The 24,754-nt window shown below is 70.6% G+C and carries 19 protein-coding genes; 11 read left to right on the top strand and 8 right to left on the bottom strand.

Features of this window, described 5'->3' with window-relative positions; genetic code table 11:
• From GGD88_RS11200 to phaC, 3 genes are all read right to left on the bottom strand, one after another.
• Positions 1-462: a hypothetical protein gene (locus tag GGD88_RS11200; RefSeq protein ID WP_184435442.1), complete on the bottom strand. Its 462-nt coding sequence runs from the start codon at positions 460-462 to the stop codon at positions 1-3.
• A gap of 67 nt (positions 463-529) precedes the next feature.
• On the bottom strand, positions 530-871 hold the full coding sequence (locus tag GGD88_RS18500) for a hypothetical protein (protein ID WP_221237113.1): 342 nt from the start codon (positions 869-871) through the stop codon (positions 530-532).
• Positions 872-920: 49 nt separating this feature from the next.
• Positions 921-2,729 carry a class I poly(R)-hydroxyalkanoic acid synthase gene (phaC, locus tag GGD88_RS11190; protein ID WP_184435439.1) on the bottom strand — a complete coding sequence of 603 codons (1,809 nt, stop codon included), beginning with the start codon at positions 2,727-2,729 and terminating at the stop codon, positions 921-923.
• A gap of 335 nt (positions 2,730-3,064) precedes the next feature.
• Between phaC and GGD88_RS19310 the strand changes: the two genes are divergently transcribed.
• Positions 3,065-4,276, top strand: coding sequence for an OmpA family protein (locus GGD88_RS19310; RefSeq protein WP_184435438.1), 1,212 nt, complete (start codon positions 3,065-3,067; stop codon positions 4,274-4,276).
• Positions 4,277-4,369: 93 nt separating this feature from the next.
• Here GGD88_RS19310 and GGD88_RS11180 read toward each other — a convergent pair whose 3' ends face one another.
• On the bottom strand, positions 4,370-4,843 hold the full coding sequence (locus tag GGD88_RS11180; protein ID WP_184435437.1) for a hypothetical protein: 474 nt from the start codon (positions 4,841-4,843) through the stop codon (positions 4,370-4,372).
• Positions 4,844-5,326: 483 nt separating this feature from the next.
• Between GGD88_RS11180 and GGD88_RS11175 the strand changes: the two genes are divergently transcribed.
• The 5 genes from GGD88_RS11175 (at position 5,327) to glk (ending at position 12,225) form a co-directional block, all read left to right on the top strand.
• Positions 5,327-6,085, top strand: coding sequence for an HAD family hydrolase (locus tag GGD88_RS11175; RefSeq protein WP_184435436.1), 759 nt, complete (start codon positions 5,327-5,329; stop codon positions 6,083-6,085).
• Positions 6,075-6,908, top strand: a complete 834-nt coding sequence (gene otsB, locus GGD88_RS11170) for a trehalose-phosphatase (RefSeq protein ID WP_221237112.1) — start codon at positions 6,075-6,077, stop codon at positions 6,906-6,908. The genes GGD88_RS11175 and otsB overlap by 11 nt, the downstream gene beginning before the upstream one ends.
• Before the next feature lie 87 nt (positions 6,909-6,995).
• Positions 6,996-9,446 (top strand): glycoside hydrolase family 65 protein, encoded by a 2,451-nt coding sequence (locus GGD88_RS11165; protein ID WP_184435435.1) that lies wholly within the window; start codon positions 6,996-6,998, stop codon positions 9,444-9,446.
• A 356-nt stretch (positions 9,447-9,802) separates the two neighbouring features.
• Positions 9,803-11,239, top strand: a complete 1,437-nt coding sequence (gene otsA / locus GGD88_RS11160; protein WP_184435434.1) for an alpha,alpha-trehalose-phosphate synthase (UDP-forming) — start codon at positions 9,803-9,805, stop codon at positions 11,237-11,239.
• On the top strand, positions 11,236-12,225 hold the full coding sequence (gene glk, locus GGD88_RS11155; RefSeq protein WP_184435432.1) for a glucokinase: 990 nt from the start codon (positions 11,236-11,238) through the stop codon (positions 12,223-12,225). The genes otsA and glk overlap by 4 nt, the downstream gene beginning before the upstream one ends.
• 48 nt (positions 12,226-12,273) lie before the next feature.
• Here glk and ctrA read toward each other — a convergent pair whose 3' ends face one another.
• On the bottom strand, positions 12,274-12,975 hold the full coding sequence (ctrA, locus tag GGD88_RS11150; RefSeq protein WP_184435431.1) for a response regulator transcription factor CtrA: 702 nt from the start codon (positions 12,973-12,975) through the stop codon (positions 12,274-12,276).
• A 220-nt stretch (positions 12,976-13,195) separates the two neighbouring features.
• Between ctrA and fliI the strand changes: the two genes are divergently transcribed.
• The 5 genes from fliI to choX all read left to right on the top strand — a co-directional run bounded on the left by fliI (position 13,196) and on the right by choX (position 19,738).
• Positions 13,196-14,560 (top strand): flagellar protein export ATPase FliI, encoded by a 1,365-nt coding sequence (fliI, locus tag GGD88_RS11145; RefSeq protein WP_184435430.1) that lies wholly within the window; start codon positions 13,196-13,198, stop codon positions 14,558-14,560.
• Between the two features lie 352 nt (positions 14,561-14,912).
• Positions 14,913-15,524 (top strand): choline-binding transcriptional repressor BetI, encoded by a 612-nt coding sequence (gene betI, locus GGD88_RS11140; protein WP_184435429.1) that lies wholly within the window; start codon positions 14,913-14,915, stop codon positions 15,522-15,524.
• The gene (gene betB / locus GGD88_RS11135; protein WP_184435428.1) at positions 15,521-17,002 is read left to right on the top strand and encodes a betaine-aldehyde dehydrogenase; all 1,482 of its coding nucleotides are present in this window, start codon (positions 15,521-15,523) and stop codon (positions 17,000-17,002) included. Before betI ends, betB begins: the two co-directional genes overlap by 4 nt.
• Positions 17,002-18,708 carry a choline dehydrogenase gene (gene betA, locus GGD88_RS11130; protein ID WP_184435427.1) on the top strand — a complete coding sequence of 569 codons (1,707 nt, stop codon included), beginning with the start codon at positions 17,002-17,004 and terminating at the stop codon, positions 18,706-18,708. Before betB ends, betA begins: the two co-directional genes overlap by 1 nt.
• A gap of 55 nt (positions 18,709-18,763) precedes the next feature.
• Complete coding sequence (gene choX / locus GGD88_RS11125; RefSeq protein WP_184435425.1) at positions 18,764-19,738, top strand: choline ABC transporter substrate-binding protein; 975 nt, start codon at positions 18,764-18,766, stop codon at positions 19,736-19,738.
• A gap of 90 nt (positions 19,739-19,828) precedes the next feature.
• Here the strand turns inward: choX and GGD88_RS11120 are convergent, their stop codons facing one another.
• From GGD88_RS11120 to GGD88_RS11110, 3 genes are all read right to left on the bottom strand, one after another.
• Positions 19,829-21,613: a formate--tetrahydrofolate ligase gene (locus GGD88_RS11120; RefSeq protein WP_184435423.1), complete on the bottom strand. Its 1,785-nt coding sequence runs from the start codon at positions 21,611-21,613 to the stop codon at positions 19,829-19,831.
• 58 nt (positions 21,614-21,671) lie between these two features.
• On the bottom strand, positions 21,672-22,586 hold the full coding sequence (locus tag GGD88_RS11115) for a methylenetetrahydrofolate reductase (RefSeq protein WP_184435421.1): 915 nt from the start codon (positions 22,584-22,586) through the stop codon (positions 21,672-21,674).
• Between the two features lie 193 nt (positions 22,587-22,779).
• Positions 22,780-24,174 carry a glycine cleavage T C-terminal barrel domain-containing protein gene (locus tag GGD88_RS11110; RefSeq protein WP_184435419.1) on the bottom strand — a complete coding sequence of 465 codons (1,395 nt, stop codon included), beginning with the start codon at positions 24,172-24,174 and terminating at the stop codon, positions 22,780-22,782.
• Positions 24,175-24,754 lie beyond the last annotated feature (580 nt).

Below are 24,754 nucleotides of genomic sequence, written 5' to 3'. Positions count from 1 at the left end.
TCAATGCGCCTCGACCGGCGCCACCTTGTCGACAGCGCGGAGAATCGCCTGGGCCACGTTGATCATGAGTTGGCCGGAGATGAACAGCTCGTAGGCGTCGTCGTGTCCGACCATGACGAACCCGTTCGAATGGCACACCAGGGCCAGCCGCCGACCGTCCAGAAACACGGTCTGGGTGCGCGCCTGGTAGATCGCCTCCACCATGGACCGCGCCAGGTCGCGGGCCTCGTCCAGGGTGAAGGCGTCGATCGTGCTGTCGGTCCGGCTCTGGTTGAAGGCGAACACCGCCCGCAACTCGACGCCGCTGTCCCGGTCGGCCGTTACCGACACATGGGACAGGCCCTTGCCGGCGGGAAACAGGAAGCAGCGGTCATTGAGGTCAACCCGCACCTCTTGCGGGCCGCCCGCCGCCGCATCGGCGGCGGCCCCACCGGTCGCCAGACTCATCGTGCTGATCTTCATGGGTCGGTCGGATCCTGCGTGCTGCCCGGCGGCCGGCCGGCCGTGGGCCGACACGGCGGTCCGGCGATCACCGGGCGCCGGGGGTGTAGAAGTCGGGGCGCGCCAGATCGGCGCTGCCGGCGCGGCGGTCGCCCGGATCCAGCGCCTGGATGGCGGCGGCCAGGGCGTCGCACCGCTCGCCGTGCGCCCGGGCCTGCGACGCGCCCGCCGCGGCCGCGCCCTGGCCGGCGGTCCCGGCGCACTCGGCCTGATACCGGGCCATCATCTCCGTCGGCGACAGACTGTCAACCGGCGCGCCGGCACCCGGGGCGCGGTCAACCGGGGCGCGGTCAACCGTGGCATCGGGGGATGTCTGCGCCCGCGCCGCGCTCCCCGGACCCGCGACGGCGGCGAGACCCAAGGCCAGCATCGCCACAACGGCCCTGCTGGGGACCGGGAGGGCCGCCGACGCCACGGCCCTACACCGCCCGCATCTTGACGTAGCGGCCGGGCGCGTCCTCGATCGCCGCCAGACCGTTGCCGGGATGGCGCGCGGGCACCGGTCCGCCGCCGTGCTTGTCGACCCACTTGGCCCAGTCCGGCCACCACGACCCCTGGTGTGTCGTAGCGGCGCCCAGCCAGGTTTCCGGGTTCTTCGACCGGCTGGAACTGGTCCAATGGCAGTACTTGTTGGCCGCCGGCGGGTTGATGACGCCGGCGATGTGGCCCGAGGCCGCCAGCACGAACTTGACCGGCCCACTGTACAGGTGTGAGCCGCGGAAGGTGGAGATCCAGGGCGCAATGTGATCCTCGCGCGCCGACAGGAAGTAGGCCGGCGTCTTGACCTTGCTCAGGTCGACGTCGACACCGGCGACCCGCACCGCCCCCGGCTCGCGCAACGCATTCTCCAGATAGAATCGCCGCAGATAGAAGCTGTGCATGGCGGCGGGCATGCGCGTGCTGTCGGAGTTCCAGTACAGCAGATCGAAGGGGAAGGGCTCCTTGCCCATCAGATAGTTGTTGACCACGAACGACCAGATCAGGTCGTTGGAGCGCAGCATGTTGAACGTCGTCGCCATCTCGGCGCCGTCCAGGTAGCCGCGCTCGAACATTTCCTTCTCCAGGTGCTCCAGCGTGGTCGGGTCGATGAACACACCCAGTTCGCCGGGGTCCGAGAAGTCGAGCATGGTCGTGAAATGCGTCGCCGAGGCGACCCGGTCCCCCTGCCCCTTGGCGTGCAACCAGGCCAGCAGCACGCCCAGAAGCGTGCCGCCCAGGCAGTATCCGATGGCGTTGACGGTGCGCTCGCCCGTGGCCTCCTCAATGGCATCCAGGGCGGCGACCGGCCCCTCCATCAGGTAATCGTCGAACGTGACGTCACGGTAGCTCTCGTCAGGATTTACCCATGAGATCGTGAACACGGTGTGGCCCTGCGAGACGGCCCAGCGGATGAACGAGTTCTTCTCGCGCAAATCCAGAATATAATACTTGTTGATCCAGGGCGGGACGATGAGCAGCGGCCGCTTGTTCACCATCTCGGTCGTCGGACTGTACTGGATGAGCTGCATCAGCCGGTTTTCGTACACCACGCTTCCCGGCGTGGTGACGATGTTTTCCCCAACCTTGAACGCCTCCTCGTCGGTCATGGTGATGCGGAGCTGGCCCTTGCCGCGCTCCAGGTCGGCCAGCATGTGCTCCAGGCCGTGCAGCAGGCTCTCGCCGTTGGTCTCGATGGCGGTGCGCAGAACCTGGGGGTTGGTCATGACGAAGTTGGTCGGCGCCATGGCGTCGACGAACTGTCGGGTGTAGAAGTCCACCTTCTTCGCGACAGGGCTGTCCTGGCCCTCGACGTCGTGGACCAGCCCAAGCATCCAGCGCGACGTCAGCAGGTAGGACTGCTTGATGAAGTCGTAGACCTCGTTCTCCTGCCACATTTCGTCGCGGAACCGATAGTCGCCCTTCTCCGGCTGCACCAGCGGTTCGGTTTCCTGGCCGAGCCAGCGCTGGGCCGCGTTCTGCCACAGCGCCATGTACTCCTGCCAGAGATTGAACTGGGCCTCCATGATCTTGGAGGGATTCGCCATCATCCGGGCGGTCATGTCCAGGAACGCCTCGCCCACGTTCAGCGGGTCGCCGAACGGCATGGTCGGCTGACCGGACGCCTGGCGGCTCAGGAAGTCGCTGACCAGACGCTGGCCGTGCTCGGCGATCTCCTGCATCGAGCGCGCGAATTCCTGCGGGTCCGGATGCTTCGGAATGTCGTCGGTCTTGCCCTGTTGATCGGCCATCGTCCCTTCCTCTATCATCCGCTGCGCACTGAGGGTCCGGGGGCGTTGAACCTGACCCCGTCGGTGGGGATTTGACGTGCATTGTGGGGTATGATCCCGTGCCGGCCAAGAGGCTTGCGACGGGGCGCGGCTGTCTCCCAAAGATGGGTCAATGCGACGCGACGAGCAAGCCGAACCGAGCGGTCCGCGACAGAAACGGCCGCGCGATCGGCACCGGGCGACGCCGCCACCCTCGGCACCGCCCGCCTGCGGGCGCGGATCGGCGCGGCGACGGCCTGGATATCAGAACGGCCTGGGTATCAGAGATGACGTCTTAAGTTGGGGAGAGGACGGGCGTGACAACACAGCGGCCCCGGCAGACCCGGACCGACCCCGCCCACGGGCGGACACCGTACGGCGGGCCGCGGCGTCCGTCCCGGCGCCCCCGGACCGGCCCGGCGCTGGTCCTGTGCGGCGCCCTGGCGCTGGCCGGCTGCGCCGGCGATCCGCCGCCCGAGGCATCCGGCGCCTATCCGGACATCGCCGACAGTCCGTCCGAGCGGCCCGACGTGGCCCCGGCCCGGGAGCGCGAACAGGTGGCGGAGGGGCTGCGCGCCGACCGGCGCGCAGACCGCTACATCGAGGAGACCGGCGAGCGCCGCCGCTCCAGCGAGGTCCGCCCCCCCGAGTTCACGCCGCCGCCCGAGACCGCAGCGCCCGCCGAGACGCCGCCGGCGGCGCGCCTCGACGCTGGCGAGCAGCCCCCGGCACCCGCCGCCAGCCCGGTGCGCCGCGACCTGCCGGCGCCGGAGGGCGCGGCGCGCAGCGCCGCCGCCGTGCCCGCCGGCACCCCCGTGCCCGGCGCCTTCGAGCCCGGGGCGCCGCCCCCGCTTGCCGACCCGACCGCAGCGGCGCGCGCGGTGCCGGACGGTCCCCCCCCCGGCGCCCCGATGCCGCGCCAGACCGCGCCCCTGGTTCCTCCGGCCGGCATGGCGGCCGCGGGTCCGGGCGCAGGGCCAAGCGCGGCGCCGTACGGCGGCGGGCCGATCGTGGTCGACTCGCGCGGTGTCACCACCCTGGGGCCGGGCGGCCCCCTGACCACGCCGGGCCCCTATCCGGTGGCCGGTCCGACGGTCGCGGCGGCCGGTCCGGCCGCCATGGCGCCCGCCGGCGCCCAGCCGCTGTCGGCCTACGGTCCGCTCGGCGGCGCCCGCAGCCAGCGCGTGGCGGTGATCTACTTCGGCAACGGCTCGGCCGGTCTGTCCGGCCGCGACCGCCAGGTGCTGGAGCAGGTCGCGGCCCTGCAGCGGCAGTACGGCGGCGTGGTGCGGGTGGTCGGGCATGCCTCCAGCCGCACCGGGGCCATGGACATCGCCCGCCACAAGCTGGTCAACTTCAACATCTCGCTGGCGCGCGCCAACCGGGTGGCCGACGCGTTGATGAGCGCCGGCGTGCCGGGCCGCTTCCTGTACGTGGGCGCGGTCTCGGACAGCCAGCCGGTGTACTACGAGATCATGCCGACCGGGGAGGCCGGCAACCGCCGCGCCGAGATCTATCTGGACTACTGACCAGGCTGGACTACGGACCGGACTGTTGACCGGGCTCCCGCGGCCGCCGCCCGGCGGACAGGACCAGCCCTTCCCGCCGGCCGGCGACGGCGCTCAGGCGGGGTGTCGCGCCGGGGTGACGTCCACCATGTCCTCCAGGCGCGGCGCGGATGCCGTGGCCGTGGCATCGCGCAGGGCCGGGCGCGCCGTGCCCTTGATGAAGGTCAGCCCGATGGCCAGGCCCAGCGGCCCGTTCGGATCGCCGACCATCACGTGCACCGGCCCCTCGTCCCGCTGCAGGGACTCGCGCACCTGCGCGGCCACCTGGCCGGCGTCCTCGACCGCCCGGGCCAGCCGGCTGCCGAGGGCGAACGGCGCCATCGCCGGCATCATCGCCATGCCCATCAGTGCCGACGGCGCGAGGCCGAACGACGGCCCGGCGGGGCGCGCCTCTGCCCCGTCGCCCTCCCCGTCCCCGGTCTCGGCGTCGGTGGCACCAAGGCCGAATGCCCGCCCGCCGGCCATCGCGGCGAACGGGAACAGGAACGGAAACGGCGGGACGAACCCGAACGGGAAGAACGGAAACATGGTTCGGCACCTCCTCTGGCCCGCCCCCATCGACCCACCAGACCCGACGCTGCGGGATCCGGGACCACGGGCGGCCTTGCCCACCGACCCCGCCCCGGGACGGCCTCGCTGGCAAGGGTCAGCGGGCAAGGCTCATTCCAAAAGGCTCATTCTAAAGAAGTGGGCACTATCATACCAAAGTGCCCGTCCGACGCGATCATTGCAAGGCCCGATGGCCCGATCGTCCGCCCCGGGCGACCGGCCGTCGTGTCAGTCCGGCGACAACCGCCCGCCAAGGGGGTGACCTGACCCGAGGAATGCCGTTATGATGTTCGGGCCGTCGTCGTTGGGCTCGCGCGCCGGGGGATTTGTCGTGCGCGGCCCGATCGCCCGTCGTCGGCGCATCCCGCCGGTTGTCCGAGGACGGCCCGCTCATCCGCCATCCGACGCCCGCGCGTCCGTCCCGTGACGGAGGCGCCGGCCCGCACCCAAGGAAGGGGGGACATGACGCACCCGACACCCTGGCCGTGGGAGGGCAAGGGCCTCAAGGCCATCATCTGCGACCTCGACGGCGTGGTCACCGACACCGCCGCCGTGCACGCCGCGGCCTGGAAACGCCTGTTCGACGGGGTGCTGAAGGCCCGGTCGGACCAGACCGGCGCCCCGTTCGTGCCGTTCACCCACGACGACTACCTTCAGCACGTGGACGGCAAGCCCCGCTACGACGGTGTGCGCACCTTCCTGGCCTCGCGCGGCATCACCCTGCCGGAGGGAACGCCCGACGATCCCCCCGACGCCGAGACCGTCTGCGGCCTCGGCAACCGCAAGAACCTGGAGTTCAACGCGGTGATCGAACGCGACGGCGTGACGGTCTTCGACCGCGCCGTGGCGCTGATCCGGCGCCTGCGCGCCGACGGTTTGCATGCCGTCGTCGTCTCGTCGTCCAAGAACTGCGGCCCCGTGCTCGAAAGCGCCGGCCTGACCGACCTGTTCGAGGCCCAGGTCGACGGCATCTCGGCCGCCGCGAAGGGCCTGCCGGGCAAGCCCGCGCCCGACACCTTCATCGAAGGCGCCCGTCTGGTGGGCGTGACACCGGCCGAGAGCATCATGGTCGAAGACGCCATCGTGGGCGTCCAGGCCGGCCGCGCCGGCGGCTTCGGGCTGGTCATCGGGGTCGACCGCGGGCTGGGCGAAGACGCCCTGCGCGAGAACGGTGCCGACATTGTTGTCAAGGACTTGGGAGACTTTCTCCGTGACGCCTGAGACCCCCGAACCCCGGCTGCGCTCCGTGCGCGACCTGCCGCACGCCCTGGAGGCGTTCGACACCCTGACGGCCGCCCTCAAGGGGCGCGAGCCGGCCATCTTCCTGGACTACGACGGCACCCTGACGCCGATCGTCGACCGGCCCCAGGATGCCATCCTGTCGGACGAGGGCCGCGCGGTGGTCGATGCCCTGGCGCGCAAGCGTCCGGTGGCGGTGGTCAGCGGCCGCGACCGGCCCGACGTCGAGAAGCTGGTCGGCATCGACAGCCTGATCTTCGCCGGCAGTCACGGCTTCGATATCCACACCCCCGACGACGGCACCCTGACGCTGGAGGGCATCGGGGACTACACCGCGCTCATGGACGAGGTGGAGCGGCGCCTTAAGGCGGGGCTCGACTCGATCCCGGGGGCGCTGGTGGAGCGCAAGAAGTTCTCGGTGGCCGCCCACTACCGGCTGGTGGCCGACGAGGAGTATCCGGTGTTCCGCAGCGTGCTGGACCGGCTCCTGGGCGCCGTCCCTGACCTGAAGGAAAAGCCGGGCAAGAAGGTGTTCGAGATCCAGCCCGATATCGACTGGGACAAGGGCAAGGCGGTCAGTCACCTGCTCGCCACCCTGCGCCTGGACGATCCGGGCCACGTGCCGATGTTCTTCGGCGATGACGTCACCGACGAGGACGCGTTCAAGGCGCTACAGACGATGGGAGGCATCGGCGTGCTGGCCGCGCCGGCCAGCGACAGCGACACCGGCCGCGTCTCGGCCGCCGACTTCCGCGTCGACGATCCCGGGCAGGTGCTGGACCTGCTGCGCCGCCTGACCCCCTAGCGCCGGCGTCCGGCCCACCGGCCGCAGAACCCGACCCCGTCCCCGCCACACCCAAAGCCACGCCCAGCCACGAAAGGTCCGCGACCCATGTCCGAATGGTCCCTGGTCTACGACCAGTTCGATCCGAAGAACCAAGGTCTGCTTGAGGCCCTGTGCGCCACCGGCAACGGCTACTACGTCACCCGCGGCGCCTTCTGCTGGGTGATGGCGGACGAGACCCACTATCCAGCGACCTACCTGGCCGGCGGGTACAACCGGGCACAGACCGAGATCGCCGGCCGCATCATCGAGAACGAGGACCTGGTCAACCTGCCGAACTGGTCGGCGCTGACGTTCCGCATCGACGACGGCGACTGGTTCAACATCCAGGCCGTCTCGGTCGAATCGTTCCGCCAGGAACTGGACCTCTACCGGGGCATTCTCAAGGTCGAGGTGCGGTTCACGGACAAGAAGGGCCGCGAGAGCACGCTCCAGACCCGGCGCCTGGCCAGCATGGCGGAAAAGCACCTGGGCGGGCTGGAACTGTCGCTCACCGCGCACAACTGGTCGGGCCGGGTCGAGGTGCTGTCCGGCCTCGACGGGCGCGTCATCAACGCCGGCGTGCGCCGCTACCGCGATCTCAACAGCTCGCACATCAACCCGGTGGCCGCCGAGCCGTTCGAGAACCCGGACACCGGGGAGACCATGCTGCACCTGCTGGTCGAAACCAAGCAGTCGCATCTGCGGGTCTCTCAGGCGGCGCGCACCCGGGTGGTCTCGAACCCGCACGCCTTCGAGGCCAAGTCGTCGACCGAGACCGAGGCCGGCTACGCCCGTCAGACCATCCGCGTCGATGTGGGCCACGGGGAGACCCTCGTGGTCGAGAAGCTCGCGAGTCTCTACAACTCCCGCGACACGGCCATCTCCGAGCCGGGCGTCGCGGCCCGCGAGGCGGTCATCCACGCGCCGGCGTTCCAGCGGCTCGCGCATGACCACGAGCGGATGTGGTGCATGCTGTGGGACCGCTGCGACATCGTGCTGGACCGCAGCAGCCGCATCCAGATGATCCTCCGGCTGCACATGTTCCACCTGTTGCAGACGTTGTCGCCGAACACCATCGACCTGGACGTGGGCGTGCCGGCGCGCGGCTGGCACGGCGAGGCCTATCGCGGGCACGTGTTCTGGGACGAGTTGTTCATCCTGCCGTTCCTGAACTTCCGGCTGCCGGCGATCGCGCGCTCGTGCCTGCGCTACCGCCACCTGCGCCTGCCGGCGGCGCGCCATGCTGCCTACGAAGCCGGCCTGAAGGGGGCCATGTTCCCGTGGCAGTCGGGCAGCGACGGCCGCGAGGAAAGCCAGAAGGTCCACCTCAACCCGCGCTCGGGCCGCTGGGTCCCGGACAACAGCTCGATCCAGCGCCACGTCAGCCTGGCCATCGCCTATAACGTCTGGCGTCACTACCAGATCACCGGCTCGGAGCACTTCCTGGAGCTGCGCGGTGCCGAGTTGATGCTGGAGATCACCCGCTTCTTCGCCTCGCTCACGCACTTCAACGCCCAGACCGGACGGTACGAGATCCACCGCGTCATGGGGCCGGACGAGTACCACGAAGCCTATCCCGACACCGAAACCGCGGGCCTGAACAACAACGCCTATACCAATGTGATGGTGGCGTGGCTGTGCACCTCGGCCATGCGGGTGCTGGCCAGCCTGGACGCCGCCCACCGCGACGAGCTGATGGACAAGCTGATGCTGGACGAGCGCGAACTCGCGCTGTGGGACGACATGAGCCGCAAGCTCACCGTCTGCTTCCACGACGACGGCATCATCAGCCAGTTCGAGGGCTACGAGAACCTGAAGGAGTTCGACTGGGAGGGTTACCGCGAGAAGTACGGCGACATCCAGCGCCTGGACCGCATCCTCGAGGCCGAGGGCGACAGCGCCAACCGCTACAAGCTGTCCAAGCAGGCCGACGTCCTGATGCTGTTCTACCTGTTCTCGCGCGAGGAGCTGTCCGAACTGATGCAGCGCCTGGGCTACGAACCCCTGACGCTGGAGCAGTGGCAGCGCAACATCGACTACTACCTGGCCCGCACGTCGCACGGCTCCACGCTGTCCTACATGGTGCACGCCGCCGTGATGGCGCGCAGCCACCCGGAGAAGGCCTGGGAGCTGTTCACCCAGGCGCTGCATTCCGACATCGACGACATCCAGGGCGGCACCACGCCGGAGGGCATCCACCTCGGCGCCATGGCCGGCACCGTCGACCTGGTGCAACGCTGCTTCACCGGCCTGGACGTCCGCGACGGCGCCCTGCATTTCGACCCGGTGTTCGTCGAGCGCATGGGCACGCTCAAGCTCAAGCTGCGCCACCTGGGAAGCTGGCTGCACGTGACCATGCAGCAGGACGAGATGACGGTGGCCGCCCAGACCGGGTGGGCGCAGCCGCTGACCATCTGCGTGCGCGGCGAGACCCGCGACCTGCAACCGGGTGAGTCGGTGACCTTCAACCTGTCCGGCGGCGGCGCCGCCGAGGTCGGCCGGGCGGCCGCGGATTGACCCCCGGGGCCCGCGCCGGCGGCCGGACCATGCCCCGGCAGAACACCTAATCCATTGTAAAAAGGATATTTTCCAGGGCAGCGCAAACCCTCGCGGTTCCCATCGGGCGTCGGCTGCACTACAGCCGATTGCGGCAAACCGGACTCGCGGCACGACTTCGGTTTGTCGCGATAATCGGCTGTAAAATCAATAATTTAGAGCCGATTTACGTTCGAAATCGGACCGCATCTGCGGTTCCGATTTCGAACAATCGGCTCTAGAGTGATGAGACCCGGCGGTGGGGATATGGCCGGATCGCCGGGTCCGGCGCGTCGGCTCGACGAGGCGCCCGCGGTTCTGGTGTGCAAGGAGGATCCATGTCTCGTCTCGTGGTGGTCTCAAACCGGGTCGCCGTGCCCGATGCCCAGTCGGCCACCGCCGGCGGCCTCGCGGTCGCGCTGCGCGATGCGCTGCAAAGCTGTGGCGGCGTCTGGTTCGGCTGGAGCGGCAAGACGGCGGCCCAGACCGCCGAGAAGCCCGCGATCACCGAGGTCGGGCCGGTGACCTACGCCACACTCGATCTGGGCCGCAAGGACTACAACGAATACTATAACGGCTTCGCCAACCGCACCCTCTGGCCCCTGTTTCACTATCGACTCGACCTGGCCGAGTTCAGCCACGAGAACTATACCGGGTACCTGCGCGTCAACACGCTGTTCGCCGACAAGCTGCGCCCCCTGATCGAGGACGACGATCACATCTGGGTGCACGACTACCACATGATCCCGCTGGGCCGGGAGCTGCGCGCGCTCGGGGTCGAGCACCCCATGGGCTTCTACCTGCACACCCCGTTCCCGGCCCTGGAGGTGCTGCTGGCGCTGCCGAGTCACGCGCTGCTGGTCAAGTCCCTGTGCGCCTATGACGTGATCGGCTTCCAGACCGAGAATGACCTGCGCGCCTTCCGCGACTACATCCATTACGAGACCAAGGGCGAACTGATCGACGAACAGACCTTCCACGCCTACGGCCGGGTGGTCCGGGCCGAGGTCTTCCCCATCGGCATTGAGCGCGGTCAGATGGAGGAGGCCTCCGCCCGGGCCGTCGAGCTGGGCGCGGCGCGGCGCCTGGAGCGCACCCTGCACAATCGCAGCCTGATGATCGGCGTCGATCGACTGGACTACTCCAAGGGCATTCCGGAACGCTTCCGCTCGTTCGAACGCTTCCTGGAGACCTACCCGGACCATCGCGGCCAGGTGTCGATGATGCAGATCGCGCCGCTGTCGCGCTCCGAGGTGCCGGAGTACAAGGCCATCCGCGACGAGTTGGAGGGGCTCGCCGGCTACATCAACGGCCGCTACGGTGACTTCGACTGGATGCCGCTGCACTACCTGACCAAGAACTTCCAGCGCGAGACCCTGGCCGGCTTCTTCCGCCTGTCGCGGGTCGGCGTCGTCACACCGTTGCGCGACGGCATGAACCTGGTGGCCAAGGAATACGTCGCCAGTCAGGACCCCAGCTATCCCGGCGTCCTGGTTCTGTCGCGCTTTGCGGGCGCCGCGCGTGAGCTGGACGCCGCCCTGCTGGTCAACCCCTACGACCACGACGGCGTGGCGGCGGCGCTGCACCAGGGCTTGGTCATGTCGCTGGAGGAGCGCCGGGAGCGCTGGGAAAGCATGATCGCCAAGGTGCGCGACAACTCGCTGGAACACTGGCGCGAGGCCTTCCTGTCCGTGCTGCGCGCCGTGCCGACGCTGGCGGAGCGGCGCGCCGGCACCGCGACCACCGCGGCCCCCGCCGCCTCGGACGCCGGATGACGGCACCGGCCCCGCCCCCGGTCGGGCCGGCGCGGCCGGCCCTGATCGCCGACATCGGCGGCACCAATGCCCGCTTCGCCCTGGTGGACGAGGCCGGGGCCGTGCTGGCGCGGGAGCGCGTCGCCACCCGGGACTTCGACGGCCCGGTGGCCGCCGCCCGCGCCGTCGTCGCCCGCCACGCGCCCGACGCGCCGCCGGACCGCGCCGCCTGGTGCGTGGCCTGTCCGGTCACCGGCGACACCGTCACCCTGACCAACCACGACTGGACCTTCTCGATCAGCGACGCCCGGGCGGCGCTGGGCCTGAAGACCCTGCATGTGGTCAACGATTTCGTCGCCAACGCGCTGGCGATCCCGGACCTCGCGGCGTCCGACTGGGTCGCGGTGGGACCGGACGGACCGGGCCAGGCCGACGCGCCCATCGCCGCGCTCGGCCCGGGCACCGGCCTGGGCGTGGCGCTGCTGGTGCCCGAGGGGGCGGGCGGCTACCGCGCGCTGGCGACCGAGGGCGGTCACGTCACCCTGGCCCCCGGCAACGCGGACGAGGCGGCGGTGATCGCCCGCCTGTGGGAGACGCACGATCACGTCTCGGCGGAGCGGCTGATCAGTGGGCCGGGCCTGCTGCTGCTGCACCGCACGTTGCGGGCGCTGGGCGCCGAGGGGCCGTTCCACGAGAGCCCGGATGCCATCACCGCCGCCGCGCTGGACGGCAACGACCCGCTGGCGGCACGGGCGGTGGCGATGGTGTTCGCCCTGCTGGGCACGGTGGCCGGTAACCTGGTGCTGAGCACGGGGGCGCTGGGCGGGGTCTACATCCTGGGCGGCATCGTGCCGGCGACGCTTCCGCTGTTCCGGGCCTCGCCGTTCCGCGCCCGCTTCGAGGCCAAGGGTCGCTTCCGGGATTATCTGGCGGGCGTGCCGACCCGCGTGGTGACCCACCCCAACCCGGCGTTCTTGGGGCTCAACCGCCTGCTGCGGACAGGATAACGCGACCGACTGCCCTGTGAGGCCGGCTTGGGTCCGGGCCGGTTTGGATCAGGCCGATTTGGCCGAGGGCGTGTCGCTGGGCTCGCAGAGGCGGTACCCCCGGCCCCAGACCGTCTCCACATAGGTCTCCTGGCCGGTGGCCTTGGCGATTTTCTTGCGCAGCTTACAGATGAAGACGTCGATAATCTTCAACTCTGGTTCATCCATGCCGCCGTACAGGTGGTTGAGGAACTGCTCCTTGGTCAGGGTGCTGCCGCGACGCATCGCCAGCAGTTCCAGGATCCCGTACTCCTTGCCCGTCAGATGCAGCGGCTGGTCGTCCACCTCGGCGGCGCGGGTTTCCAGGTTGATGGTCAGGCGCCCGACCCGGACCACCGGCTGGGCATGGCCGCGGGCGCGGCGGACGATGGCCTGGATGCGCGCCAGCAGTTCGCCGCGGTCGAACGGCTTGGTCAGGTAGTCATCGGCGCCGATGCCCAGCCCCTTGACCTTGCGCGACGATTCGTCGATGCCCGAGAGGATCAGCACCGGCGTTTCGACGCGCGCCGCGCGCAGCCCGCGGATGACGTCCAGCCCGTCCATGTCGGGCAGCATCAGATCGAGCAGAATGATGTCGTAGTCGTAGAGCTTGCCGATCTCCAGGCCGTCCTCGCCGAGATCGGTGGTGTCGGCCACCCAGCCCTCGCGCCGCAGGATCAGCGCCAAGCCCTCGGCCGTGGCCGGATCGTCCTCGATGATGAGAACCCGCATGCTGCCAGCCCCTGCCGGTTGAAGAAAGCAGCCCCCCGGCCCGCGTTGCACTCAGGCGCCGGCCCTGCCGGACACCCGCATCGGGTCTTGTTTCCCCAGGTCTTAACTTTCGTTAAGCTTTAGCATGGGGGTCGGTGTTGGTCAACGCGACTCGGTTGCTTCGGGTTCCACGCCATGCCACGGTGACCGATCGTGCGGTTTTTTGCGGAGAGCGTCTGCGATGGTCGGCCTGATCCAGACCCTCATCGGCGAAATCGAGCGTCTGCCGACGGAACGGCTGTTCGGCCGAGTCGCCAGTGTGCGGGGACTCGTCATCGAGATCGGCGGCGTCCAGGGCAACCTGTCGGTCGGCGACCGCTGCCGGGTGATCGCGCGCGACGACCGGTCGGTGCCCTGCGAGGTGGTCGGATTCCGCGCCGGCCACGCGCTGCTGCTGCCCTACGGCGGGCTCGACGGGGTGGGACTCGGCTGCCGGGCCGAACTGACCGAAAGCGCCCCCATGCTGCGCCCCACCGACACCTGGCTGGGCCGCGTCATCAACGCCTTCGGCGAGGCGGTGGACGGCCAGGGGCCGATGCCGCTGGGCGAGCACCCCTACCCCGTGCGCGCCCAGCCGCCGCCAGCGCACCAGCGCCGGCGCGTCGGCGGCAAGCTGGACCTGGGGGTGCGCGCGCTCAACACCTTCCTGACCTGTTGCGAGGGCCAGCGCATGGGCATCTTCGCCGGCTCCGGGGTCGGCAAGTCCACCGTGCTGTCGATGCTGATCCGCCACTCCAAGGCCGAAGTGGTGGTCATCGGGCTGGTCGGCGAACGCGGCCGCGAGGCCCGCGAGTTCATCGAGGACGACCTGGGCGCGGCCGGCCTGGCCCGCAGCGTGGTGGTGCTGGCGACCTCCGACGAGGGACCGTTGATGCGCCGCCAGGCCGCCTACGCCACCCTGACGGTGGCGGAGTACTTCCGCGACCAGGGACGCAACGTGCTGTGCCTGATGGATTCCGTGACCCGCTTCGCCATGGCCCAACGCGAGATCAGCCTCTCGGCCGGGGAACCGCCGGCCAGCAAGGGCTATACCCCGACCGTGTTCGCCGAACTGCCGCGCCTGCTGGAACGCGCCGGGCCGGGCGTGCCCGGCACCGGGTCGATCACCGGCCTGTTCACGGTGCTGGTGGAGGGCGACGACCACAACGAGCCCATTTCCGACGCCGTGCGCGGCATCCTCGACGGTCATATCGTGCTCGACCGCGCCATCGCGGAGCGCAACCGCTATCCGGCCATCAACATCCTGCGCTCGGTCTCGCGCACCATGCCGGCCTGCAACACCGATGACCAGACCCTGCTGGTCAACACTGCGCGCAGGATCATCACCACCTACGAGGACATGGCGGAACTGATCCGCCTGGGCGCCTACCGCGCCGGCTCGAACCCGGAGGTGGATGCCGCCATCCACTACTATCCGATGATCGAGGATTTCCTGGCGCAGCGGAAGGACGAGGCCACCGACCTTGAGACCGGCTACGCCCTGCTGCGCCGGATCCTGGAGACGACGCCGGACGGCGCCGGCCAGGACGGCACCGCGACCGGCTGAGCGCCCCGTCGTCGTCCACCCTTGCCGCCCTCGCCCCTGCACGCGCACGGGCCGATCCGGCCAGAGCGCCCGGTGCCGTGCCGCTGCGGGGCTTCCCCGCGAGCCGATTTCGGGCATGAATCGGCTCTACATTATTGATTTTAAAGCAGAGTCGCGCGCCAAAATGGGACCGCGGCGCGATTCCATTTTGGCGCGATCTGCCCCCGTGACCGTCAACGGACGCCTGTGCGTCGGGCATGCCGGCGGACTCGGCGGGCGCCTGGGGCCGAGACGCTCGCGCGGCTCCCCGTCCGCCTTCCCCTCCCGGAATTTTTTGTTTGCATGAACAATCAAATAAAGGCACCGTATCGCCATGGGTCGACCGAGCCTCAAGGACCAGCGCCGCCGCGACCTCATCCGCGCCTGCATCCAGGCCATCCACGAGGACGGCCCGGAGGCCGCCAGTCTGGCCCGCATCGCCAAGAGGGCCGGCCTGACGGCGGGAATCGTCGGGCACTACTTCGGCGACAAGGCCGAGCTGATGGAGGCCACCATGGGCCACATCGGCCGCGAGCTGGGTCGCGAGACGGCGCGCCGGCTGGCCGCCGCGACCACCCCGCTGGAGCGGCTGCACGCGGTCATCGACGCCAACCTGGGGCCGGACCAGTTCCGCCCCGACACCAGCGCGGTCTGGCTGGCGTTCTGGGGCCGGTTGAACCACAGCCCGCGGCTGGCGCGCATCCAGCGCATCAACAGCGCCCGGCTGCACAGCAACCTGCGGCACGCGCTGAAGGCGCTGCTGCCCGACGATCCGGAGGCCGTGGCGCGCATCACCCTGGGGCTGTCCACGCTGATCGACGGCCTGTGGCTGCGCGCCGCCCTCGACCACGGCGGCATCGACCCGGCCGAGACCCGGGCGCTGGCCGTCCACTATCTGCACACCGCCCTCCGTGAGGCGCAGGACTCGAAACAGGCATCACCATGACCGACTCCCCCCCCGATCCCAGGCCCCTGTTCGTCGGCGGCGCCCCGCGTCCCGCGACCTCGGGGACCACCTTCGAGACCCGCAGCCCGTTCAGCGGGGACGTGATCGCCACGGTACAGACGGCATCGGCGGCCGATGTCGACGCCGCCGTGGCCGCCGCCCGCGACGCGCAACGCGCCTGGGCGGCACTGGGCGGCGCGGCACGCGGCCGCGTGCTAGCCCGGGCCGCCGATCTGATCCGCGCCCGCCGCGACGAGATCGCCCGCCTGGAAAGTCTGGACGGCGGCAAGCCGATCCAGGAGACGCCGGAGGCCGACGTGGACTCGGGGGCGGACTGCCTGGAGTATTTCGCGGCGCTGGCGCCCACCATCGGCGGCGAGACGCAGACCCTGTCCGGTGACGGCGCCGGCCCCTGGTTCTACACCCGGCGCGAGCCCCTGGGCGTGGTGGGCGGCATCGGCGCCTGGAACTACCCGTTCCAGATCGCGTGCTGGAAGACCGCCCCGGCCCTGGCCGCCGGCAACGCCATGGTGTTCAAACCGGCCGAACAGACCCCGCTGTCCGCCACCATCCTGGCCGAGGTCCTGCACGAGGCCGGCGCGCCGCCGGGCCTGTTCAACCTGGTGCAGGGCGACGCGGCGGTGGGCCGGATGCTGACCGCGCACCCGGGCATCGCCAAGATCTCCTTCACCGGGGAGATCAACACCGGCAAGGCGGTGATGGCCGACAGCGCCGCCACGCTCAAGGTCCTGACGCTGGAACTGGGTGGCAAGTCGCCGCTGCTGGTGTTCGACGACGCCGACGTGGACGACGCGGTCTCCGCCGCCATCCTCGGCAACTTCTATACCCAGGGCCAGATCTGCACCAACTGCACCCGGGTGTTCGTGCAGCGCGGCATCCTGGACGCGGTCCTGGCCCGCCTGCTGCCGCGTGCCGAGGCCATCCGGCTGGGCGATCCGCTGGATCCGGCGACCCAGATGGGGCCGCTGATCTCGCCCGAGCACCATCGGTCTGTCCTGGCCCATATCGACCGCGCCAGGGCCGACGGCGCCCGGCTGCTGACCGGCGGCGGCGCTCCCGATGATCCGGCGCTCGCCGGCAAGCCGTTCGTCCGCCCGACGGTGTTCCTGGCCGAGGACGACGCCCTGCCCCTGTGCCGCGACGAGATCTTCGGCCCCGTCATGACCGTGCTGCCGTTCGACACCGAGGACGAGGCGGTGACCCGCGCCAACAGCCTGCCCGTCGGCCTGGCCGGCGGCGTCATGACCCGCGACCTGACCCGCGCCCACCGCGTCGCCGCCCGCCTGGAGGCCGGCGTGGTGTGGATCAACACCTACAACATCACCCCGATCGAGATGCCCTTCGGCGGCGTGAAACAGTCCGGCCTGGGGCGCGAGAACGGCCGCGCCGCGCTGGAGCACGTCACCCGCGTCAAGAGCGTCTATGTGGAACCCGGACCCCTGGAGGCCCCCTACTGATGCCCGCCCTCAAGAGCCGCTACGACTACATCATCGTCGGCGCCGGATCCGCCGGCTGCGTGCTGGCCAACCGGCTGACCGAGGACCCCGATGTCTCCGTGCTGCTGATCGAGGCCGGCTGGCGCGACTGGAGCCTGTACATCCACATGCCGGCGACCTTCGCCTGGCCGCTGAAGACCAAGACGTTCAACTGGGCCTACGAGACCGAGCCCGAACCCCACGTCGACGGCCGCCGCATGTATCAGCCGCGCGGCAAGGTGTGGGGCGGGTCCAGCTCGGTGAACGGCATGTGCTACATCCGGGGCCATGCCCTGGACTACGACCGCTGGGCCGAACAGACCCGGGATCCGTCCTGGGACTACGCCCACTGCCTGCCCTACTTCAAGAAGAGCGAGGACTTCCCGCAGGTCGGCCCCAACCCCTACCACGGGGTCGGCGGCCCGACGAAGGTCACCCGCGGCACCCGCTGGACCCCGCTCTACGATGCCTTCATCGAGGCCGGGGTGCAGGCCGGCTACCGCCGCACCGACGACCTGAACGGCGAAAGCCAGGAGGGCTTCGGCCCCATGGACATGAGCGTCGGCAAGGGCCGGCGCTCGTCTACCGCCGTCGGCTACCTGCGCCCGGCCCTGAAGCGGCGCAACCTGACCCTGATCGACCGCGCGCTGGTGGGCCGCGTGCTGTTCGAGGGCCGCACGGCGGTCGGCGTGGAACTGAAGGCCCCCGACGGCACCAAGCGCCCGCGCGCGACGCGGGAGGTGATCCTCGCCGGCGGCGCCTTCAACTCACCGCACCTGCTGATGCTGTCGGGCATCGGCGATGCCGACGCGCTGCGCGAACACGGGATCGACCCGCTGGTGGACCTGAAGGGGGTTGGGGCCAACCTCCAGGATCACCCCGAGGTCTACGTGCAGTACCGCTGCAAGACGGCCGAGACCCTATACGGTGTCCTGAAGCCGCAGAATCAGCTTCGGATCGGCCTGGAATGGCTGTTGCGCGGCACCGGCCCGGGGGCCACCAACCACTTCGAGGCGGGCGGCTTCATCCGCTCCGAGCCGGGCGTGAAGCACCCCAACATCCAGTACCACTTCCTGCCCGTCGCCGCCGCCTACGACGGCAGCGGCATGCAGGACATGCACGGCTATCAGGCCCATGTGGGGCCGATGCGCCCCGAGAGCCGCGGCTGGGTCAGGCTGCGGTCGGCCGATCCCCGCGACAAGGTGCGGATCCAGTTCAACTACTTCTCCACCGAGCGCGACCGCCGCGAGATGCGCGACGGCATCAAGCTGACGCGCGAGATCATGACCCAGCCGGCCCTCGCGCCCTTCAACGACGGCGAGGTGGCGCCGGGACCGGACGTGCGCACCGACGCCGAGATCGACGCCTGGGCGCGGCAGTTGGTGGAGAGCGCCTATCACCCCTCCTGCACCTGCGCCATGGGGCCGGACAGCGACCCGATGGCCGTCGTCTCGCCGGCGGGCCGGGTGCACGGGGTCGAGGGCCTGCGCGTCGTCGATGCCGCGATCATGCCGAGCATCGTCTCCGGCAACCTGAACGCCCCCACGATCATGCTGGCGGAGAAGCTGGCCGATGTGATCCGGGGCCGGACGCCGCTGCCGCCCGAGGCGGCGCCGGTCTCGCTGGTCGAGGGCTGGGAGACCCGGCAGCGGTCAAGGAGCGACCGCCCCTTCAATGCGACCCCGTAACGGGTCAGACTGTCCGCCGCCGACACACAGACAAGCCCCACAGGGAGCAACACCCATGACCCCAACCAAGACCAAGACCAAGACCACGCTCGCCGGTGCCGCCCTGACCCTGGGCGCGCTGGCCACCACGGCCGCCGCCGGCCCGGCCCTGGCCGAGGTGTCCGAGTCCTGCCGTCAGGTCCGCCTGGCCGAGGTCGGCTGGACCGATATCCAGGCCACCACGGGGGTCGCCACCACCGTGCTGGATGCGCTGGGCTACGACACCGACGTCAAGGTGACCAGCGTGCCGCTCACCTTCATCGGCCTGGAACAGGGCGACATCGACGTCTTCCTGGGGCTGTGGATGCCGTCCATGGCCGGCATGGTCCAGGAGCGCCTGGACAGCGGCGCCATCGACCGTGTGCGCACCAACCTGGAGGGCGCCAAGTACACCCTGGTGGTGCCGCAGTATGCCGCCGACGCCGGCGTCACCGACCTGGCCGACCTGGACGCCCACAAGGACAGGTTCGGCGGCAAGATCTACGGCATCGAGCCCGGCAACGACGGCAACCTGCTGATCCAGGACATGATCGACGCCGACGCCTTCGGGCTGGCCGACTGGCAGCTTATCGAAAGCTCCGAGGCCGGCATGCTGCTGCAGGCCCGCGGCGCCTGGCAGTCCGAGGAGTGGATCGCCTTCCTGGGCTGGGCGCCGCATCCGATGAACACCAAGATGGACATCGTCTACCTGACCGGCGGCGACGCCTACTTCGGGCCGAACCAGGGCGGCGCCACCGTGCACACCCTGACCCGCGCGGGCCTGTCGGACGAATGCCCCAACCTGGCCCGGTTCCTGAATAACCTCGCCTTCACGGTGGAGATGGAGAACATCCTGATGGGCGCGATCCTCGACCACGGCGAGACCGCCGAAAGTGCGGCGACCAAGTACCTGGCCGCCAACCCCGACCTGCTGGCGCCGTGGCTGGAGGGCGTGACCACGGTCGACGGCGCACCCGGGCTGCCGGCCGTCGAGGCGGCGCTGATGGAGTAGCGCGGGCGACACGCATCCGGAGGAGGAACGCCGCGCCGGGGAGGCGCTCCGGCGCGGCGTCCTCGAACGCGCGCGGCGAGTCCGCACGGATCACGTCAAGCCCACGATCTCGCCCCCCGCGTCCAAGCCGATGTGCAGCGCCGCCGGATCGCGCGGCAGCCCCGGCATGGTCATGATGTCGCCGCAGACCGCCACGACGAACCCCGCCCCGGCGGCCAGCCGCACCTCGCGCACCGGCAGGACGTGGCCCACGGGCGCGCCCTTGGCGGCCGGATCGCTGCTGAAGCTGTACTGGGTCTTGGCAATGCACACCGGCAGGTGGCCGTAGCCCAGGTCCGCGATCTCGGCCAGACGGCGCGCCGCTGCCGGATCCAGCGCGATGTCCGCGGCGCCGTAGAGCTGAGTCGCCACGGCGCGGATCTTGTCCGCCAGCGGCGTCGCCTCGTCGTACAGGAACCGCACCTCGGGTGCCGGTCCGTCCAGGCGCTCGGCCACCAGCCGGGCCAGCTCGGCGCTGCCGTGGCTGCCCTCGGCCCAGTGCGACGCCAGCGCCATGGGCACCCCCAGGTCATCGCACAGGGCGCGCACCGCATCGAGTTCCGCGTCGGCATCGCCGGTGAAACGGTTGACCGCCACCACCGGCGCCAGCCCGAAGCGCTGCAGGTTGGTGACGTGGCGGCGCAGGTTGACGCCGCCGCGGCGCACGGCGTCGGCATCGGGTGTACCCAGGTCGCCCTTGGCGACGCCGCCGTGCATCTTGAGCGCCCGCACCGTCGCCACCACCACCGCGGCATGCGGCCGCAGGCCCGATTGCCGGCACTTGATGTGCAGGAACTTCTCGGCCCCCAGGTCGGCGCCGAAGCCGGCCTCGGTCACCACCACGTCGGCCAGGCGCAGCGCGGTGTCGGTCGCCATCACCGAATTGCAGCCGTGGGCGATATTGGCGAACGGCCCGCCATGGATGAAGGCCGGGTTGGCCTCCAAGCTCTGCACCAGATTGGGCGCCAGCGCATCCTTGAGCAGCACCGCCATGGCCCCGGCGGCCCCCAGATCACGGGCGAACACCGGCGTGCGGTCGCGGCGCTGGCCGATGACGATGTCCCCCAGGCGGCGTTCCAGGTCGGCCAGATCCGTCGCCAGGCACAGGATCGCCATCACCTCCGAGGCCACGGTGATATCGAAGCCGCCTTCGCGCGGCACACCATGGGCCGCGCCGCCGAGGCCCAGGGTGATGGTGCGCAACGCGCGGTCGTTCATGTCCATCACCCGGCGCCAGCTCACCCGGCGCAGGTCGATATCCTGAGCGTTGCCCCAGTGCAGATGGTTGTCGATCAACGCGGCGAGCAGGTTGTGGGCGGCGCCGATGGCGTGGAAATCGCCGGTGAAGTGGAGGTTGATGTCCTCCATCGGGATCACCTGCGCACGGCCGCCGCCGGCCGCCCCGCCCTTCATGCCGAAGCACGGCCCCAGCGACGGCTCGCGCAGGCACACCGCGGCGTGGTGGCCGATGCGGTTGAGGCCGTCGCCCAGCCCGACCGTGGTCGTGGTCTTGCCCTCGCCCGCCGGGGTCGGCGTGATCGCGGTCACCAGCACCAGCTTGCCGCGCGTGCGCGCCCTGAGGCCGGCGATATGGTCGAGCGTCACCTTGGCCTTGGTGTGGCCGTGCGGGATCAGCGCCTCGGCCGGTAGGCCCAGCCGATCCTCGGCCAGCGCCAGGATCGGACGCGGCCGGGCGGCGCGGGCGATCTCGATATCCGGCGTCCCTGGCGGCGGCAGGCCGTCGTCTTCGACCGGCCGGGCGGCCGGGGCCACCGCCGGGCCGGGCGAGGTGACGTCGAAGGGAGCCTGGGCGGCGCCCACCGTGTGATAGGTCATGGAAACCCCCTCTGCGCGACAATGGATCGCGTGATGCCGTGGGACGCATGTCCCGCCGTCAGTGGGCCGCCGCCACGGCCGCGCCCGCCGGCCCGCCCAGGGCGGCGCCGGCCCAGCCCGCCGCCTTGGCGAAGCCGCCGAACGGGAACAGGTGCACCCCAGCGATGCGCGCCGGCCCCTCGGACCGTCCGGCGCGGACAAGATCGGCGACGATGGCGTCCGGCGTCCAGGCCCGCAACAGCCCGGCCATGACATCCGGCCGGCGCGTGAGCACCCGCAACGAGGCGCCGACGCCGCACTGGCGCGCATACGTGATGAGGGTGGCGGGTTTGGCCGGTCCCGGCAGACCGACGCGGATCGGCAGCGTGACGCCGGCGGCCGCCAGCCCCTCCGCCCAACGCAGCACCGGGGCGGCGCTGAACGCGAACTGGGTGACGATCCAGGCCGACAGGCCGTGCGACTCGGCGAAGGCCTGCTTGCGCAACAGGGCCTCGCGCAGGACCGCCGGGCCGGCGTTGGGATGGCCCTCCGGATGGCCCGCGACGCCGAAGCCCTCCAGGCCGGCGGCCTCCAGCAGACCGCTGTCCAGCACCGCCAGGGTGTCGCGGAACGGCCCGGCCGGACGGTCGCCGGAGCCGGCGATCAACAGGATCTGCCGCGCGCCGCCCTGGTGCACGGCCCGGTCGAGCCAGTCGGCCAGATCGGCCCGGCTCTTCAGGCCGCGCGCCGCCAGATGGGGCACCGGGCGCAGGCCCTCGTCGCGCAGCCGCCGGCACAGCGTCATGGCCTGGGCCACGTCGGTTCCGGGCAGATTGGTGACATAGACCGCCGTGCCGGGCGGCAGCAGGGCGGCGAAGGACGGGATCTTCGCGGCCACGCCGGGCGTGACCTCCAGCGAGACGCCGTCCGGCACCGCGGCCGGCGCGACCGCCCGGGCGGCGACCGGAGCGGCATGGAGACTGTCGTAAGGCATGATCCCCTCCGGCGGGTGCGGGGCTGCCGCGCGTGGTGCGGCGCGTGTCTTGGGACGCTGGTCCCAGGCGGGGCCGGCCCCGCCCCGCGCCGCCCCGCACCGATGTGGCACACCGATGCGGCGCAGCGCCGGGCGGAACCCGGGACGAACCCCGCCTGGGTTCCCGGCCCGGGTTCGGCGGGCCATCAGACCATTAATAGGCGCTGTCGCGGCCCTGACCGCGCGCCAGTTCGCGCGCGCTGGGATTGGCCGAGGCCCGGAACGGCATCGGCACCACCTGCGCGTTGACCGGCGCGCCGGCCGTCTCGGCGTACGCGTCGGGCAGCCACACGGTCAGCCGGGTGCCCTCGTGCCGCAGGCCATAGGGGACATAGCCCATGGCGATGTTGGTCCCCAGCTCCGGCGAGTACCAGGGCGAGGTGACGTAGCCGAGGGGCGCGCCGGCATCGGCGCCGGAGATCAACCAGAAGTCCGGCGCGTAGTCGGTGATCGGCTGGCCGCCCAGGACCATGCCGACGAGCTGCATGGCGTAGGGCTCACCGCCCGCCTCCAGTTCGGCGCGCACCTGCTCCAGGCGGGCCTTGCCGATGTAGTCGGCGGTCTTCTTGCGCGGCACCTGGTAGCCCAGGTTGCACTGGAACGGCAGCGTCTCCTGGTCCAGGTCCTGGCCCCAGGACAGGATCCCGGCGGCGATGCGGCGGTGGTGGGCGGGGGCGATGACCATCAGGTTGTGCTTCTGCCCGGCCTCCAGGACCGCGTTCCACATGTCGTCGGCGTACAGGGTGGCATCGCGCAGGTAGATCTCGTAGCCGGCCTCGCCCGAGAACCCGGTCTGCGAGATGACCACGTCACGGCCGCCCACCTGGGCCTCCAGCAGGCCGTAGTAGGGCACGTCCCGGATCGCCGGACCAACCAGATCCTCCATCAGCGCCTTGGACTTGGGTCCCTGAATCTGCACCGGGGCGACGTCGATCTCCTTGATGGTCACATCCATGCCAAGGCCCAGGTTCACGCCGCGCAGCCACATCTCAAGGTCGCTGTCGGACAGCGAGAACCAGAACTCGTCCTCGGACAGGCGGAGCAGAACGGGATCGTTGAGGATGCCGCCCTCCTCGTTGCACAGGATCACGTACTTGCCCCGCATCGGCGCGATCCGGGTGACGTCGCGGGTGACGACCGTGTTCACGAACGCCTCGGCGTCGGGCCCCTTGACCTGGATCTGCCGCTCGACGGCCACGTTCCACATGGTGACGTGGTTGACCAGCGCGTCGTACTCGACCATGGCGCCGCCGTCCTCCGGCCGCACATAGCCGCGCGGGTGGTACATGCGGTTGTAGACGGTGGCGCGCCAGCAGCCCGCCTTGTGCGCCAGGTGCCAGTACGGCGACTTCCGGACCCGGGTGGAGATCAGCATCTGCACCGGAGTCGGCCCGCTCTGGCGCAGGTTGATGGGCACCGTGCGGTCGGACTGGTCGACCGTCGGGCACTGGCGGGTGGTCGGATCGAGGCTGGCGGCAGCCACGGCGGCCTCGACCGTGGCGGCGGCGGCATTCACGACGGGGGTATCGGGGGAAAGGGGCGTGTCCATGGATCCGTGCTCCGCTCGTGGGAAAGGTCTTGACACGGCAACCGTGCCAGCCGCCCGCACCGGCGGTTATCTTGAATCCGACATCCTTTATCCCAGTTCCGCCATTCGAATTTCGAAACCCTGGCCTTTCGCACCCGCAACAGAAAAATCCTTGTATATGAGGGGCCAACCACCGGGCAGGCCGGGCCGTCACCCGCCCATCGGGCCTTACCCGACCGCCTGCGTGGGCGATGCCGACGATGCGGGCACGGTCGAGTCGCATTGCCCCGGCCCCCCCGTGCCCGCCGCGCCCGCCGCGCCCGTGCCCACAGCGGGCCGGGTCTCCCCTTCACAGGGTCAACAATCAAGCATGGCCGGTGCCAGCTTTGCGCATGCCGACACGCGCTGTCCCGGTCGACCGACGGCGCCCGCGGTCCCCCTCCGGCTCCAGGCCCGAGTCTTCGACAGTTGACAGAGGGTGGCCACCGACGCGCAGTCTCCGCGCCGGCGCCGGCCGCGGCGGGCCGCCGGACCGGAGAGGCCAGAGGCCGCGGCTGTGGTCCTCGGCGGGACCGCTCCGACGGCATCCCTCGCCAGGCCC

This window comes from Roseospira goensis, assembly GCF_014197795.1.
In the GTDB taxonomy this organism is placed as follows: domain Bacteria; phylum Pseudomonadota; class Alphaproteobacteria; order Rhodospirillales; family Rhodospirillaceae; genus Rhodospira; species Rhodospira goensis.
This window is presented reverse-complemented; position numbering and strand designations above follow the sequence as displayed.